Annotated in this window: 16 protein-coding genes; 10 read left to right on the top strand and 6 right to left on the bottom strand. The window is 38.7% G+C overall.

Translation table 11 applies throughout. From position 1 onward, the window contains the following. Positions 1-16 precede the first annotated feature (16 nt). Positions 17-1,645 carry a methyl coenzyme M reductase system, component A2 gene (gene atwA, locus FIB07_09755; protein NJD53137.1) on the bottom strand — a complete coding sequence of 543 codons (1,629 nt, stop codon included), beginning with the start codon at positions 1,643-1,645 and terminating at the stop codon, positions 17-19. A gap of 217 nt (positions 1,646-1,862) precedes the next feature. Between atwA and FIB07_09750 the strand changes: the two genes are divergently transcribed. The 5 genes from FIB07_09750 (at position 1,863) to FIB07_09730 (ending at position 5,083) form a co-directional block, all read left to right on the top strand. Next, entirely contained in the window at positions 1,863-2,711 is an 849-nt protein-coding gene (locus FIB07_09750) for a ribose-phosphate diphosphokinase (protein ID NJD53136.1), read from the top strand. Between the two features lie 98 nt (positions 2,712-2,809). Then, complete coding sequence (locus FIB07_09745) at positions 2,810-3,031, top strand: antitoxin (protein ID NJD53135.1); 222 nt, start codon at positions 2,810-2,812, stop codon at positions 3,029-3,031. Continuing rightward, a complete protein-coding gene (locus FIB07_09740) occupies positions 3,028-3,423 on the top strand; it encodes a type II toxin-antitoxin system VapC family toxin (protein ID NJD53134.1) in 396 nt (131 codons plus the stop codon). The genes FIB07_09745 and FIB07_09740 overlap by 4 nt, the downstream gene beginning before the upstream one ends. Positions 3,424-3,553: 130 nt before the next feature. Beyond that, the gene (locus FIB07_09735) at positions 3,554-4,258 is read left to right on the top strand and encodes a (5-formylfuran-3-yl)methyl phosphate synthase (protein NJD53133.1); all 705 of its coding nucleotides are present in this window, start codon (positions 3,554-3,556) and stop codon (positions 4,256-4,258) included. A gap of 12 nt (positions 4,259-4,270) precedes the next feature. Beyond that, complete coding sequence (locus FIB07_09730) at positions 4,271-5,083, top strand: sugar phosphate isomerase/epimerase (GenBank protein ID NJD53132.1); 813 nt, start codon at positions 4,271-4,273, stop codon at positions 5,081-5,083. A gap of 268 nt (positions 5,084-5,351) precedes the next feature. Here the strand turns inward: FIB07_09730 and FIB07_09725 are convergent, their stop codons facing one another. After that, positions 5,352-6,533: a molybdopterin molybdotransferase MoeA gene (locus FIB07_09725; protein NJD53131.1), complete on the bottom strand. Its 1,182-nt coding sequence runs from the start codon at positions 6,531-6,533 to the stop codon at positions 5,352-5,354. Beyond that, a complete protein-coding gene (locus tag FIB07_09720) occupies positions 6,530-6,802 on the bottom strand; it encodes a MoaD/ThiS family protein (protein ID NJD53130.1) in 273 nt (90 codons plus the stop codon). The genes FIB07_09725 and FIB07_09720 overlap by 4 nt, the downstream gene beginning before the upstream one ends. Positions 6,803-6,856: 54 nt before the next feature. Between FIB07_09720 and FIB07_09715 the strand changes: the two genes are divergently transcribed. Genes FIB07_09715 through FIB07_09705 form a run of 3 tightly spaced genes read left to right on the top strand, consistent with a single transcriptional unit; the run spans position 6,857 to position 10,088 of the window. Continuing rightward, entirely contained in the window at positions 6,857-8,854 is a 1,998-nt protein-coding gene (locus FIB07_09715; GenBank protein ID NJD53129.1) for a TIGR03663 family protein, read from the top strand. A gap of 29 nt (positions 8,855-8,883) precedes the next feature. Further along, a complete protein-coding gene (locus FIB07_09710; protein NJD53128.1) occupies positions 8,884-9,411 on the top strand; it encodes a cysteine hydrolase in 528 nt (175 codons plus the stop codon). Positions 9,412-9,419: 8 nt separating this feature from the next. Beyond that, on the top strand, positions 9,420-10,088 hold the full coding sequence (locus FIB07_09705; GenBank protein NJD53127.1) for a ribonuclease HII: 669 nt from the start codon (positions 9,420-9,422) through the stop codon (positions 10,086-10,088). Positions 10,089-10,091: 3 nt separating this feature from the next. Here FIB07_09705 and FIB07_09700 read toward each other — a convergent pair whose 3' ends face one another. Both FIB07_09700 and FIB07_09695 read right to left on the bottom strand, forming a co-directional pair. Further along, positions 10,092-10,817: a tRNA 5'-guanylyltransferase gene (locus tag FIB07_09700; GenBank protein NJD53126.1), complete on the bottom strand. Its 726-nt coding sequence runs from the start codon at positions 10,815-10,817 to the stop codon at positions 10,092-10,094. 33 nt (positions 10,818-10,850) lie between these two features. Next, the gene (locus FIB07_09695) at positions 10,851-11,147 is read right to left on the bottom strand and encodes a photosystem reaction center subunit H (GenBank protein NJD53125.1); all 297 of its coding nucleotides are present in this window, start codon (positions 11,145-11,147) and stop codon (positions 10,851-10,853) included. A 564-nt stretch (positions 11,148-11,711) separates the two neighbouring features. Here FIB07_09695 and FIB07_09690 point away from each other — a divergent pair. Next, positions 11,712-13,367 carry a glutamate--tRNA ligase gene (locus FIB07_09690; protein NJD53124.1) on the top strand — a complete coding sequence of 552 codons (1,656 nt, stop codon included), beginning with the start codon at positions 11,712-11,714 and terminating at the stop codon, positions 13,365-13,367. Positions 13,368-13,481: 114 nt separating this feature from the next. Here FIB07_09690 and FIB07_09685 read toward each other — a convergent pair whose 3' ends face one another. Then, positions 13,482-13,661: a hypothetical protein gene (locus tag FIB07_09685; protein NJD53123.1), complete on the bottom strand. Its 180-nt coding sequence runs from the start codon at positions 13,659-13,661 to the stop codon at positions 13,482-13,484. Between the two features lie 288 nt (positions 13,662-13,949). Here FIB07_09685 and FIB07_09680 point away from each other — a divergent pair, with 288 nt between their 5' ends. Then, the gene (locus FIB07_09680) at positions 13,950-16,799 is read left to right on the top strand and encodes a hypothetical protein (protein NJD53122.1); all 2,850 of its coding nucleotides are present in this window, start codon (positions 13,950-13,952) and stop codon (positions 16,797-16,799) included. Positions 16,800-16,931 lie beyond the last annotated feature (132 nt).

The following is a 16,931-nucleotide window of genomic DNA, read 5'->3' as shown; positions in this document are numbered from 1 at the left end:
TATTTTAATTCGTTATCTATTTTAATTCTTTAGCTATCCCTTGAAGAGCTTCTTCCCGTTCTTTGCTGGAAAGTTTTGATAGGACATCGCCTGTTTCACCGATATCAACTATCTTGCCAAGACGCATTAATGCTGCCCTGTCGCATATCTCAGCAACAAAATCCATATCATGGGACACTATGACAAAAGTTTCTCCTACTTCTTTCCTGGCATTCAGGATAGATTTTGAAACTTCAATTTTGGTGACCGGATCCATTGTTCCTGTGGGTTCATCAAAAACAAGTATCCTGGGCTCTTTGATGAGTACCTGTGCCATTGCAACCCTGTGCCTTTCCCCTTCACTTAACTCATCAGGCATCTTGGCCAGAATTTCTTTTGCCTTTTTTTCCGTGAAACCTGATGTTACCAATGTATGGATCGCTTTTCTCTCTGCCAGTTCATATGGCAGGTCAAGACCGATAGACTCAGTCAGGTTATCGATAATATTCCTGTGTGGATAAAGACTGTATTCCTGGTGCAGTACACCAATATATTTTGTAGCGCGTCCTTTCTTGTCAGGCCCAAGTTGTGTCAGGTCAATCCATTCATCCCCTATTCTCACGTCAATTGAACCTGAAGTCGGCCTTAATAACCCGGAAATTATCTTTGATGTTGTGGTTTTTCCTGCCCCGCTGACCCCGATTATTCCGAATATTTCACCTTCGTTAATATCAAAACTGATATCATTGACAGCCCTTACTATACCCCTGTCCAGGGAAAAATAGGTCATCTGGAGATTGCGTCCCCTGATTATAGGCTCTCCGATACTGACTTCTTCCTGATCACCGACTGTTCCAACTTCTTTCATAAATTCAGCCGCGACTTCAGAAGGTTTCCCCATCATTACGATTTTTCCTTCATCAAGCCATATAGCCTTGTGTGAAAGCTCTTCAATCACTTTTGGCCAGTGGGATGTGATGATGAGTGTCATATTGAAATTCTTTGTTGCATTTACTATGCTTTCATGTACAAGTTCGGCAGTCTTGGGATCAAGAGTACCGGTCGGTTCATCTGCGAGCAATATTATAGGGCTTTTGACAAGCTGTCTTGCAAGCACCACACGTTGTTTTTCACCGCCAGAGAGTTCTCTTGCAATATGCATCATCCTGTTGGAAAGATTTACCTGGTCAAGCAGGTCTGCTGCCTTATGAATGGCATTTGGCCCCATCTGGTCAATTTCCTGAAGGGCATTCATGACATTTACGATAACCCTTTCATCACCATATAATGCAAATGTTCTCTGGAGCATGATAGCGATCCTTCTGGTTATGTCTCTTCGTACCGGATCGTGAATTGACATTGTTACGAAATCCGCATCAAGCTTCTCATAATTGGCGTTACATTTGGGACAGGGAGTTCCTATCTTACTTGGTTTTTCTATGGACCCACATTTACCGCATTGAGCCAGGTGATATATTACGCTTCCTGAAATGTCATTAAATTTTTCCACACCTCGCAGGACATGCATAAGTATGGATTTTCCTGCGCTGCTTTTTCCTAAGATTCCAAGAATTTCTCCTTCGTTGATGTTAATATTTATATCACTGAGAACATCGACTCCGTCAAAGCCAACACGAAGATTTTTAATTTCAATAAATAGCGTCATATGTCATTCTTCCCGGGGATTAATTATTCAGATAATTAATCCTCTTCACTATAAGTTTTTGCTTTTTGATTCTAACTAACGTGGGATTCTGAATAGCTCATGCCCTACATAAATATAACGATAATACATTACAGTATTAATCATATAAAAATGTTATATTGATCAACATACAAATTCTTTATATTCATTCTATCCATAAAGGGCGTGAGGAATTCAATTGGATATCATCGCAGGTCCGGCGTCACAATTGCTTGCAGGAAGAGTCACAGAAGTATTAAAATCAAATCTTCTTATCAGTGAATTCAGGAAATTTCCTGACGGGGAGCTATATACACGAATTGCTGATGATATCGGACCGGAAGTCACAATAATCCAGAGCACAGTTACGGATACTGATTTAATTGCCCTGCTCCAGTTGATCGATGCATGCAGTGATGCATCCAGGATAAATGTTGTAATTCCCTATATGGGGTATGCTCGCCAGGATAAGAAATTCAAGGCCGGGGAACCCATAAGCGCCCGCGCCCTTGCAAGAACAATAAAGGCTGACAATGTTTATACGATCAACATCCACGATACCGGCATTCTTGATTATTTTGATGCAAAAACAACGGATCTTGACGCCACCCCGATGATAGGGAAATATATAAAAAATATGAAATTCATAAATCCTCTTATTATTGCACCTGATGACGGAGCTATCCATATTGCAGAAAGCGCTTCTTCTGACCTTGGTATTGATTATGATTATCTTGAAAAGACAAGGCTAAGCGGTGAGATTGTATCAATCCATCCAAAGAATGTTAATGTAAAAGGAAGGGATGTTATTATTATCGATGATATCATTTCAACCGGCGGAACCGTTGCAGAAACGGTATCATTACTCAGGAAACAGGGAGCCCATGAAGTCTATGCAGCCTGTGTGCATCCTGTCCTTACAAATAATGCGATTATTAAATTATTTAAGGCGGGAGTAAAAGGTATCATAGCTACCGATACAATTGATAAAGGCGTAAGTGTTGTGAGCGTGGCACCGATTATAGCTTCTGTGGTTGTTAGTATTTGAAAAATATTTGCTGTGGGCACAGAATGCGAATAGATCTCCAAAAAATGATTTTATCCAATAGCAAGAATTATAAGTGTACATGCACATACATGGATATTATGGCGACCAAAACCATAACAATTACGCTGGATGCTTATAAGAAATTACGAGCAAAAAAAGCCCCTAACGAAAGCTTTACGGACATAATATTGAAACTGACCAGGAAAAAGAATACGCTTGATTACATACGTTCACTGAAAACCAGTACCGAACTTGCAGATAATATTGAAAAATCAATGCAGGAAACAAGAAAAGCAAAACTCAGGAAAGTTGATCTATGACCTGCCTGGACACTGATTTCATAATCGATCTGCTGCGCCGTAAACCTGCTGCGGAGAGAAAACTGGAAGAGCTGACAGCAGATGGTGATAAATTAAATACAACGCCTCTTAATGCATCTGAACTCTACAAAGGTGCATATAACTCATCCCGGCCGATCGAAGAAGCTAAAAAAGTACGGCATCTGCTCGATACCCTTGATATTCTGGAATTTTCAATTGCTGCCAGTGAAACATTTGGGAAACTTTCGATAGAACTCCAGAGAAAAGGAAATGATATCGGGGATTTTGACCTCCTTATAGCAAGTATCGCCCTTACTCATGGCGAGCCTCTGCTTACGAAGAATGCAAAGCACTTTTCGAAGGTTCCGGGACTGGCGATTGAGAGTTATTAAAATTTTAATATTATTTTCATAATTCAACCCACTTCAATATCCTGATTGCAATTGCAAAAATTCAACCGTATATTATATCAAAACAAATTCGAAACATAAATGTATTAGTGCATCAATTTAATCTATTGATATGAAGTTACTCGTAAGCCCGATCAACGTTGAGGAAGCCAGAACCTGCAAATCAGGAGGAGCTGATATCATAGATGTAAAGAACCCGAAAGAAGGCTCACTTGGCGCTAATTTCCCGTGGATGATAAAAGCTGTGAAAAACGTGGCAGGCGCAGTACCTTTGAGCGCAACGATCGGTGATTTTAATTATAAGCCAGGAACGGCATCATTAGCAGCGCTTGGTGCGGCTGTCTCTGGTGCAGATTACATCAAAGTTGGATTATTCGATATACAGACCAGGGAGCAGGCCCTTGACATGCTTACAAATATCGTCCGTTCTGTAAAGGAATATGATAAAAATAAGTTTGTAGTGGCTTCAGGTTATTCTGATTATAAGCGAATTAATTCCATTTCACCTTTTGAACTGCCAGAGATAGGTGAAACAGCAGGCGTAGATGTTGTGATGATGGATACGGGAATCAAGGATGGCCGCTCCACATTTGAATTCCTGACCGAAGATGAACTCAGGCAGTTCGTTTCAAGTTCAAGAGACCACGGGCTCCAGGCAGCCCTTGCAGGCACGATCAAATTTGAAGATATCCCTGCATTAAAAAGAATTTCTCCGGATATTATCGGGGTCAGGGGTTGCGTGTGCGGCGGAGACCGCAAATCTTCAATAAGGAAAGAGCTTGTTGAAAAATTAAGATCCCTGATCAACAAGAATTAATGGAAATGGAAAATGATCATTGGGGCATCATCTTTTGCAGGAACACTTCCTGAATTGGAGCGCGAAGTTGAATCTGTAGAGCTGTATATACCAAAGCTTGGAGTTTATGAAGGAACAAAGTTAATAAAATCACGCATACGCAAACTAACAGATACGCTTTCGTCATACGATTTATCAACTTCTATCCATGCTCCTTATTTTAGCGATGCGCCAAATTACCCGCACGAACTCATTGTGGACACTGCAAGATTGAGTGATACAACAGAGAAGCTCATGAAAGAAAGTATCATGATCGCAGAAGCTCTCGGATCAGGGATTGTGGTTATTCATCCGGGAAGGATCAATGGAAATAAAAATAAAGACGAATCATTTGAAAACATGGTGTCAGGATTATCCCGTCTTTCGAAATTTGCCAAAGATGCGAATGTTATACTCGGACTTGAAAATAAGGAAGGAACTGACCCGGATAACCTGTGCATCAGCGCAACTGACCTGATAAAAGCTATCGAAGAGACAGGTTCACCCAATTTGAGGGCTACTTTTGATATAGGGCATGCCAACCTGACATGCAAGGGAAACCAGGTGAAACTTCGGGAATTTGCCAGGGAGTTAAAAAATTATGTAACGCATGTTCATGTCCACGATAACCAGGGTTTTTTTACAGAGAAATTCTGGGGCGATCTTCATGGTGCGCCTGGAAAAGGAGTTATTGATTTTTCTATTTTGAAAGAACTCAGGTTTAATGGTGTGTATAATCTTGAGGTGTTTTCTGTTGATGATGTAAGGGCGGGAAAGAAGATACTTTTAGGTTTGAATTATGAATAAGTCGTACAATATTTTAAATATTATGTGTGTTTTTAGGAAAACAATGGGCAGGAATTTTTTTAAATACCACCACTCCCCAACCTGCCCATTATACCACCATTTTTTTCAAATACACCAGGATAATGTCCGTTAAAAAATAGGATAGAGCAGGCAGTGGATAGGATGTGGGGAAAATATAAATGAATTATTTGCCTGCTCATACTAATAATAAGTATCATAACTAATATACTTATTTGCCGATAAAATGATTATAATGATGACAAAATAATCAATCAATTAACACTACTTCCACTTCTTCACCAGCATTTCGTCCTTCGATATTTTCCGGAATTATCACGAACCCATCAGCTTTAGAAACCGAACTTAAAATCCCTGCCCCGGCTGTTGCCAGTGGGATCGCAACGCCATTATCTATTTTTACACGGGCAAATGTTTTATACCCTGTCCTTCCGGCTATCTTTCCGGAAAGCACTGCCTTTACAGTTCTTTCAGGCTCATCCGGAATATGCCCGAGCCTTCGAAATGCGGCCTTTCCATAAAAAAAAAGCGCAACTATACCTGCAACAGGATATCCGGGCATGCATACAACAGGTTTACCATTGATAATCCCAAGAGCTGTAGGCTTTCCAGGACTGATCCCGACACCATGGGCAAGGAGTTTTCCAAGTGATCCGATAACTGCCGGAACAAAATCGCGTTTTCCCACTGAAGTCCCACCGCTTGTTAAAATCATATCTGCATCAAGGTTTGATATAATAGCTTCTTTTATTCTGTCAGGAGAATCGGTCACAATATCAAGCAGGCACGGGATACCACCCCATTTTCGTATATACATTGCAGACATCAATCCATTTGTTTCATAGATTTCTCCATCCGCCAGGTTTTTCTTACCCCTGGGCACAAGTTCCTCACCGGTCGGAATGATAACAACAAGGGGCCTTTTAAAAACTTTAATATTCCGGATACCAAGTGACGCAAGAACAGCGATATCACAGGGACGAAGCAAGCGTCCCCTGTTTAAGATAATTTCACCTTTTTGTACATCCTCCCCTATTGCCCCAACGTTCTTAAAAGGATGGATTTGTGCAAATATTTCAACCTTATCGCCGGACAATACCGTATCTTCAATCATAACGACTGCGTCCGAATTTTCCGGCATGGGTGAACCTGTATGCACCCTCATGCATGTGCCTTTCTCCATATTATTTGATAATCTGAGAATAACAGGTGAACCAGTGCCTGCTCCGAGCGTTTCAGATGCCATGACTGCAAATCCATCCATGGCTGCACGCCGGTAATGCGGCACATCTATGCTTGCAATTATATCTTCTGCAATTATCCTTCCATCACATTCTTCAATTGGCAAAGCCTCTATTTTTGAAATTGGTTGAAATGAATGGAGAAATAATTCTTTTGCTTTTTGTGCATTTATTCTTTCTTTAAACATCATCCACCCGACACAGGAGGGAAAATAGCTATTTCATCACCCGGTTGAAGCAACTTATCTATTCCATCTGACTCAAGAATATTTTCCCCATTCAGAAAAATATTAACATAAGGCTGTAATTTTCCATCAATAAATAAGATCTTATCCATTTCCGGGAACTTAATACAAATCACTTCAAGTATCTCCCGGATAGTATCTCCTTCAATTTCAAGCTCACTTGTTTTTGTGAATTCCCTGAAATTTGCAAAGAACCTGACGTTGATTTTTGGCATGCGCCATGAATGTTTTTCCAAAACCATAAATGCTATGAATAAGTTTAAGCTATCATGAAGTGGATGAGTAAAAAAAGCTTTCCTTATTATCTTTGTTTTTTTATCCTGGTAGCCCTTGCATTTTTCTTAAGATTTTACAGGCTTGATGAAAGGGTATTTCATCACGATGAGGCTGCTGTAGGTTATTTTACGTACAGGTTGTTCACCCAGCATAGCTATTCTTACGATCCCTCGTTCCATGGGCCTTTTATGTATTATGTGACAACAGAAATATTTAAAAGATTAGGGGATAGTGACTATTCCGCACGAATCCTGCCAGCAATTTTCGGATCTGCTATGCTGTTATTTTTGCTGCCATTAAAGGAATATATCGGAAAGACCGGATCGCTGATCTGTGCTTTCTTCCTTGCGCTCTCGCCATCGTTCCTGTATTATTCCCGTTTTTACAGGGAAGACATATTCATGTCTTTTTTTACACTATTATTATTTGTTTGCGCGATCAAATTTGTAGATAATTATTCTACTATAAATTATTATAATATCAATTATTCAAATGATAAAAATATAGTGACCAGGAATGCATATTTATTTGCAACTATATTAATAATATTAACACTGGCATTTATCTGGGTCATACCGGATTTATACATTCGGATGCTATCGTTATTAACCTTGAAAGGATTATATTTTTTTTCATTTGCATTGATCGGATTAGTTATAATTATTCTAAGTTTCGGCAGATATCCTTTACTGAGATTTATTTACATTATTGTCGGGGCACTGGCGCTTGCATCACTGGTTGCGCTTAAAGAAAATGCATACATCATAATGGCTCTGGTATTATTTTACCTGTTTCTTTTCGCCATAAGGGAAAAATGGTACATTGGTTTGATCGGGAAAATCAAAAATCTCGATAATAAATTTGTGATCCTGTCTACAGAAATTTTATTGTTTGTTATTATATTTATTGTCTTTTTCTCCTTATATTATACGGGAAATTTCCTTGACCTTCCGGGGATTAAAGATGCGTTCATGAAAGCGGTTATACACTGGTACGAGATGCATAAGATCGAACGTATGGGCGGCGTTTTCTTTTTTTACTTACCGATCATAGCTCTCTATGAGCTTCCAATACTCATATTTGGAATTTTAGGAATTGCACATTATAGCTGCTGCGATAATCAGAAAAGAAAGATATTAATGATTTCTCTTATATACTGGTTAATAGCCGGTATATTTTATCTCATATCAAAAACATATCCGGAATCAAGCAGGTTCCTTCCCATATCTTACCTCCCGGCTTCAATAATCGTTTTATTACCATTGCTGATATTTGCATTCTTAAGCGTATTGAAGTCAAAAAATCTTTTTGTTGCTTTCCTGACATATTGGGCACTGGCTAATTTCTTTGCATATTCTTATATCCAGGAAAAAGTACCCTGGCTTGTACTTAATCCCTTACTCCCTCTTGCATTAATTGCAGCGATCTACCTGAATGAAATTATTCCTGGACTGGATTTAAACTCCCTTAAAGGAATTATTATAGTCGCAATTATTATTTTAACATCATCCTTTTTCATATATTCAAGTATCGGATTGAACTTTAAACGTTATACAGATACCGCCGAACCTCTTATCCAGGCTGCCCAGCCGCCGCAGAAATTTGCATTACTCTTAAGTAAAATAGATGAAATTTCATCGCAGTATGATGGTAATTCTACAAAGATACAGCTTACTGACACGGATTTAGAAACCCAGTTCCTCTGGTACATGCGCCATTTCAATAACATCCAGTGGAAAACCAGTATCAATTCCACCCTTGATGCGCCGTTAATAATCGTTCATGATGGCGATGAGAAGCCAAATGAAGCTGATATTGTAAAGCGCAACCTTCGCACGGATTATGAGCGGCTTGACAGTGCAAAGATGTCATGGTACTGGTTTAAAGAGTCAGATATTACCATTGATTATTTGCTTTACAGGAAGATGGACCGCGAACCTTCAGAATACAGGGTAGTGCTGTTCTATAAACCTAAATACCAGGACAATTAATAATATATGGATATAAATTTGGAGGTAGTATGGTAAAAGTTCTCATTGTTGTGGATATGATAAATGATTTCGTCACAGGGAAACTTGGAAGTGACCGCGCCCGGAATATCATCCCGAATGTTGTTGCTCTTATAAAAAAAGCACATGAACTTGGAGTCCCGGTAATATTTCTACGGGATGCGCATAGTACGACAGATAAGGAGATGGGCATCTGGGGGGAACATGCCATGAAAGGAAGTAAGGGATCAGAACTTATCCCGGAGCTTCGGCCTGAAAAAAATGATATAGTGATAGAGAAAAAATGGTACAGCGCTTTTGTGGATACACAACTTCCCGAAATTTTAAAAAAAATGAGTGCAGACACCCTGGTCTTTATAGGTGTAAGCACAGATATCTGCGTGCAGAATAATGTTGCTCATGCATATTTTTCAGGGTATAAGACAGTAGTCGCGCGTGACTGCACTGCTACGATAGATGAAGAGTCTTATGAATACTCCCTGAAATATATGAAAAATATTTATGGTACGGAAATTACATCATCTGATAAGGTTTTATAATGGTTTTTATGATCTCCGGGGTCGATGAAGCAGGAAAAGGCCCGGTTCTTGGGCCTATGTGCGTAGCAGGAATACTGCTTGATAAAAGAAAAATAGGCGAGCTTTCAAGGATCGGAGTGAAGGATTCCAAACAACTGACCGCGAAAAAGCGGGAAGCACTGGCCGGGAAAATTAAGGAACTGGCTGAAAAATATTTTATCCTTGAAATTACCTCTTCCAGGATAGATGAGCTCAGGAAGATAATGACTATGAATGAAATAATGGTCGCCTCATTTACAAAAGTCCTTGAGGAATTAAGACCTGATCATGCTTTTGTAGATGCTGCGGATGTAATTGCGAAACGATTTGGTAAAAATATCAGGATGAAATATAAATATCCAGGGGAAATAATGATCACTTCAGAACATAAAGCAGATATTAAATACCCTATCGTATCGGCTGCTTCTATACTTGCAAAAGTCCGGAGGGACTTGCTTGTAAAACAAATCGAAAACGAACTGGGACTGGAAATAGGAAGCGGTTATCCTTCTGATGCAAAAACTATCAGGTTCCTTGAACAATGGGTGAATGACCATGATTCTCTCCCTTCTTTTGCTCGTAGTTCGTGGGAAACTTCGAAAAATATTTTATTTAAATTCAATAGAAACCAGAAAAGATTATTTGATTACAATTTATAAAAATCATGAAACAAGCCTTTTGATAAGCTTTCTTCCTTCTTCAGTCTTGAAAATTGGTAGATTCCAATCCTGTTTTATTCTTCTCCTTTTTGTTTTAACTTCCTTTTGTTTTAGTGGATTAAAACCGGTTTTTTCATGGGATTCCCTGTAAACCATTATGCCGCATCGCTGCCAGCGTGGTGTTTCTGCAAGATTGATCCCATGACTGAATACAAGCTCATGGACCTGGCTTGCCTTCATATTTTTCAGGCTCATTGCAGCTTCATTTTCGCTCATTCCGGATTTTAACAGCGTGTAATATCCGTAGGAACTCATATGATTTCTCCAGGTTTCAGCCTGCCTCCACAAGAGATATTTGTAAATGTCTTCTTTTCCAAGAATGACAATCCTTGAATCAAAGGAAACAGGTTTTTCAAGCTTCAACCGGATTGTAAGCGCAGAGGAAACAAATGCAGGGATAATGGAGTCAATTTTCTCGATCCTGTTATTATAGGGCATCTCATAGAAAAAGAAGGATATCTCATCTGAAAATGTAAAAGCAAAAAGTGGATTCAGGCCGCTTTCCTTAAAAAATAACTCTATTGAGTCCGCCATCGCATGGGCAAATCTTTCATCATAGGGTTTTAAAAGTCCCAGCAACCCAAGCGCGCGACGAAAACCCCTGCCATCGATCCTTACGGCAAAAGGAGGAAATACCCGGAGGTGGGAATATATTTCCCTCTCTTTCATTTCATTTTCTGAAAAATCATCATTCAAGATTTATTATTGTTCCTCATCATCCTGGGGGATATCATACTCTTCAGAAACCTCTTCGGGTTTCTTGAACTGGTCTTTGACATGCCTTATAAGAACAACATCCGCAACTGCTACAACCCACCTGAACGGGACGACTACGCCTTTGCTTCCCGAATCAAACATATTGGGATTTAATTTTGTGGCAGCAAGACCCGTTGCTTTTTTCTCGTTTACTTCAAGCACGACATCGTTTACTTTTCCAATATATACTCCTTTTTCGGTGTAAATATTTAATCCAAATAGTGTTGAAACCTCAGCCTGCATTATTTCACCTTACCTGAATATGAATGGTATCAATATAAACTTTATTGAAACTTTTTTGAGACTTTTATTATATTCTGGTTTGAAAAACCACAGAGAGCACAGAGTACACAGAGAAAAGCTGCAAAGCTCTGTGCTCTCTGGGTACTCTGTGGTCGATTATCCTTATCTGGATTCACTTAACCTTAATAAATTGAAAAGTATTCTTTTTTCGCAGAAGTTTAATATTCTTATGTGATGAATTAGGCTGTAATGTTAACAACTGATGATATTAAAATACTTATTAAGAAATACGCGCTGCAGAATGCTATTAAATATAGAATGATGCCGCAGTCAAAAATAGGAGAATATGATAAAACAACCATAGAGGATTTTGGTGAATTTTGGATTCTCCGAAAATACCTTGAAGGGCACGAGGAAGCAATAGATGAGAATGGAAGAACAGCGGTAGCAAACGGAATCGCTGGGAACGGTGCTCTGAGGTTTGATCGTTCATCAACCCTCGACGACTGTGAAAAATGGACTACAAATGAAAACAACATCTTTTATGCCAAAATCGATACCCTGATGAAGAATCTTGTAAAAGCTCGAAAGGAAGAAAAGGGGGCTGTTATGGGCAAGGTTATGGCTGTTGCTCCTGAACTTCGGTCTCAGGCTAAAGAAATAAATATTCTTATTGAGGAAGTGCTCAGAGAAAGAAATGAAATGCCTCAAGAAACATGGGAGCAGGAATTGAACCGGATCGCCCCTGAACTCATTGCAGAACTCAGGGAAAAGAAAGAGCCAGAAAAAGGCCTTCCGCCGCTTGATATTAAAGGACAGCTCGTAATGAGGTTCGCGCCAAACCCGAATGGTCCGCCTACCATAGGGAGTTCGCGCGGTATCGTTGTTAACTCGGAATACACGAAGAAATATAATGGCAAGTTCGTCATCCGTTTTGATGACACAGACCCTGCGACCAAGCGCCCCATGCTTGAAGCATATATCTGGTATCTTGACGACTGTGAATGGCTTGGCGCGCATCCTGATGAAGTTGTAATCGCCTCTGACAGGATCCCGAAGTATTATGAAGTGGCTGAACAGCTTATTAAGAAAGGCGGGGCATACGTTTGTTTCTGCGAGCAGGAAGAATTCAAGGCGCTAAAAGATGAAAAGAAAGCCTGCCTCCACAGGGGAAAGGATGCGGAAGAGAATCTTGCCCTATGGAAAAAAATGTTATCAGGTGAATTTAAAGAGCAGGAAGCTGTGCTTCGCATCAAGACAGATATCGCACATAAAGACCCGGCAATAAGGGACTGGGTAGCCTTTCGTATCGTTAAGACGCCGCACCCAAGACCCGAAGTTGCGGATAAATACAATGCCTGGCCGCTTCTTGATTTTGAGGGCGCCGTGGAAGACCACCTCCTGGGCACGACTCTTATTATCCGGGGCAAAGACCTCACTGACAGTGAGACGCGCCAGCGATATGTTTATAAATACATGGGCTGGAAATATCCCGAAACCATGCACTGGGGACGCGTGCAGATACACGAGTTCGGGAAATTAAGCACAAGCGGGTTAAAGAAAGCGATAGCTGACGGAACATACACGGGATGGGATGACCCGCGCGTGCCCACGATAAGGGCATTGAGGCGGCGCGGCCTACGACCGGAAGCTCTCAGGAAATTCATGATAGAACTTGGTCTTGGGGAAACAGATATCAGTCTCAGCCTTGATACGCTCTATGCCGAGAACAGGAAGATCGTTGACCCGATAGCGAACAGGTATTTTTTTGTATGGGATCCTGTTGAACTTGAAATTGAGGGCGCAGAACCAAAAATTGCAAATGCGCCTCTTCATCCTTCACGGGGCGGGATAAGAGAGATCCCCGCGGGAACAAAAGTGCTGATCTGCCAGAGCGATGTGGAAAACCTGAAAGAAGGTGAGAAGCTGCGATTGAAAGACCTGTATAATATCCAGATCACAGGATTATCACCGCTATCAGCCAGATTCATCGGCACTGATATGGATTTAGTGAAGAAGGAGAAAGCGCGCATAATCCACTGGGCTCCCCTTGATGGCCTGAAGGTGAGAGTTCTTTCACCTGATGGTGAATATTCGGGAGTTGGCGAGCGCGGGATCGAGAAAGAGCTTGATAAGGTGGTGCAGTTTGAGAGGTTCGGGTTTGTGAGGATCGATAGCGTTAGCAGGGATGAGGTAGTGGCGTATTATACGCATAAGTGAAAAAGTGCATACTTATAGTTTAGCGTCCATTAATATCCCATGGATTGCCATGCGCTCACCTTGGCACATATACAATAATTGACCGTCGGGATTGGAAAAAGTATTTCTCATATACTATGAATCAAACTCATTCCTATATAAATCAATTTTAAAATGTTTCGCCTCTGTAGCATTAATTTCTTGTAATCGAACTTGAATTTCTACCATTGTACTTAAAATCTTTAAATGCTCAACTATTCCAAGAATATTATCTTTTCCATTATTTCTTACTATTATACAGCTGCCTTTCTTCATATCCTGTGGTTTTATAATGTCACTATTTTAAGATTATCCGCCTTGAAATGAATAATATCTGCTGCTGTTAATTGTATAAAATTTCATATGCTTGTGAAAATCAGCGAGTTTGGATTCTGGTTTCATACAACTATAAACTCCTTATGAAATGAGCATAACATTTCACAGATAAGATTAAAGTCATCCAAATAGTTTACAGATAAAAAGAGGAGAAAGTGATTGACGATTGTAGAGTTCGACCAGAGGAATGCATATGCGAAATAGGGCTTCGCAAAAGGAGTTTTTATTATGGATAAGGGAGCACATTTTTACAGGTGCGATTTTCAAGTTCATAGTCCGAGAGATAGAAATTGGACTGGAAAACAAATTGGCGTTAATCCAGATGCACTTGAAACATTAACCGCTGAATCGAAAAAGCAAATAACTGATGACAGAATTCAGTTTGCGAAAGAGTATTTGCTTAAAGCCAGAAATGCCGGACTCAATGCAATTGCTATAACTGACCATCACGATGTAGTTTCAACAAAGCTTATTAGAGAGGTTGCAGAAGAAGAAAACCGAGCATTTATTGCTGATTCTCAATTTGAAAAGATAATAACCATATTTCCAGGTATTGAATTAACTCTTGCAAATCCTGCAAGTCAATGTTTATTAATTTTTGATGCTGGTTTTAGTGACGCCAATCTTGATTATGTTATTAATTTTTTGGGGATTACACCGACAAATGAATTTGAAAAGTCCACAGTAGAAACCGAAAGAATCTCACAAGCGATTATTAACGACTTAGTGCATCTCCATAAAAAATTAGATGAACTTGCTTATTGTCGTGGACACTATATTATTTTACCTCATGTCGGAAAAGATGGGCAGGATTCAATTTTGCGACGAGGTTTTCAAGAACATTATAGAAAAATGCCTTGCGTTGGTGGCTATGTTGACAAAGCTATTTCAACTGAATCGGGTTATCAAAACAAAATCAATGGTGGTGATGTTCATTATGGAAACAAATCCATTGCTGTTATTTCAACATCTGATAATCGTTTTGAAGATGGCAGAGAATTCGGACAACATTCAACATGGATTAAGTGGGCAGAACCAACAGCAGAAGCAATACGACAAGCTTGTTTGGCGAAAGAATCCAGAATTTCACAGACTGAACCTGAATTACCTCAAATTTATATTAAATCAATTGATGTTACAACTTCCAAATTTTTAGGAACATTCAATATAGATTTCAACAAACAATATACTGCTCTAATAGGCGGAAGAGGAACCGGAAAATCAACAATACTGGAATATTTGAGATGGGGATTATGTGACCAAACAATTCAGAATGCTGATTATGATGAGCTAACTGTTATTGAAAAAAGAAGGAATGCATTAATTCAAAAAACTTTGGTTGATGTAAATGGAGAAGTAAGAATAACAATGGAGAAGAATGGAATTCTTCACGTTGTAAAGCGCAATTCTGGACGAGAAATACTTTTGAAAATCGGAGAAGATGAATTTCAGCAGGTGAAAGAAGAAGATATTCGTAAGTTACTTCCAATTCAATCATATAGTCAAAAGCAGCTAAGTGATGTTGGTGTAAAGACAGAGGAATTGAAACGATTTATTGAACAACCTATTCTTAGCCAATTAGATACATTGAAATATCAACTTAGTGAAACTGGAACAAAACTTAAAAGTTCATATAATCAGTTGATAAGAAAAAAAGAAATTGAACAGGAGATTAAAAACTTCAATCTTCAATTCCAGTCATTAAATACACAAGTTGACAATATCCGAAAATCTCTAAAAGGAATTTCAGATGCTGACAAAGAGACCATTAATAAGAAATCAAAATATGAAATAGAACAAATCATAATAAACAATTCTATAAAAGAATTAAGTGTAGTTGAAAATAAAGCAGATGAGCTTCTTAAACTTCTTGAATTATATCCTGAACCATTAAGAAAAGTTGACGAAATTGAAAACAAACAATTAATTCAAAATATTTCGGCAGAAGTTGAAGCAAAATTTGTTGAGATAAATACAGCAGCAAAAACATTAAAAAATATTTTTAGTGCTGAATATTTGAATAAACTCAATGCAATGTTGGATGAATGGAGATTGAAAAAAGAATCTTTTGAGGCTGCTTATGATATTGCAAAAAGCAAGTCTCAATCAAGCAAACAACAGCTCCATGAAATTCAGCAAATTGAAAAGGAAATAAGTGGAATTAATAAAGAAGTTTCGGACAAAAAATCACTTATTAAAGAAATTGGAAATTTTGAAAATGATTTTAATATTCAAAGGCAAAATTGGGTAAAATTTCATACAGATAAGGTTTCGTTATTAAATGAACAAGCAAAACAGTTTACACAATTATCAAATAATTTGATAAAAGCCGAAGTAACAAAGAGCATTAATTTCCAACCTTTCAAAACGCAACTGAAAAATATTTTTGAAGGAACAAGAATTAGAGAAGAAAAAATTGATGCAATAATTGAGCATATCAAACAATCAAAAGAACCAATTAAAGAATACATTTCAGTTTTAGAGGAATTTAGATTGTTAGTCGAACTAAAAGTTTCAGATGATAAAACATTGAAAATTCCTGAAACTCCAATTCTGACATCTTGTAAATTTACCGAAGAACAGAAATCAAAAATATGTAGTAAAATTTCAACAGATGATTGGTTGAGGTTATCTACAAATGAGTTAGAATTTAATCCTGAATTTTATTACAAAAACAATAATAAACTTGATGATGTTATTCCATTTGCGGCAGCATCGGCAGGCCAACAAGCAACAGCACTTTTGACAGTTTTATTAAATCAGTCAGGAATTCCGCTTCTTATTGACCAGCCTGAAGATGATATTGACAACAGAGCAATTGACCAAATAATAAAAAACATTTGGGATGCAAAAAAGAAAAGGCAATTAGTGTTTACAAGTCATAATGCAAATCTTGTTGTTAATGGAGATGCTGAATTAGTAATTTGCTGTGATTACAAAGATTCAACAAGTCAAACAAGAGGAATATTAAAAGAAGAAGGTGCAATTGATAAAAAAGCAGTTAGAAATGAAATCACTTCCGTAATGGAAGGAGGAGAGAAAGCATTCCGACTGAGAAAGGACAAATACGGATTTTAGAAGCCGCATCCGTAAATCCTGTGGTCCGGCGAAAAGAGGACAAGATTAAGAAAAAGAAACATGAAGAGGGTACATATTTCTTAGAGCTTGTCTGAATATTTGATCATTGCTTGGAAACCTGAATTTGTGACA

The organism is Candidatus Methanoperedens sp. (assembly GCA_012026795.1).
In the GTDB taxonomy this organism is placed as follows: domain Archaea; phylum Halobacteriota; class Methanosarcinia; order Methanosarcinales; family Methanoperedenaceae; genus Methanoperedens.
The sequence above is the reverse complement of the archived record's forward strand: the minus strand, read 5'-3'. Positions and strand labels throughout refer to the sequence as shown.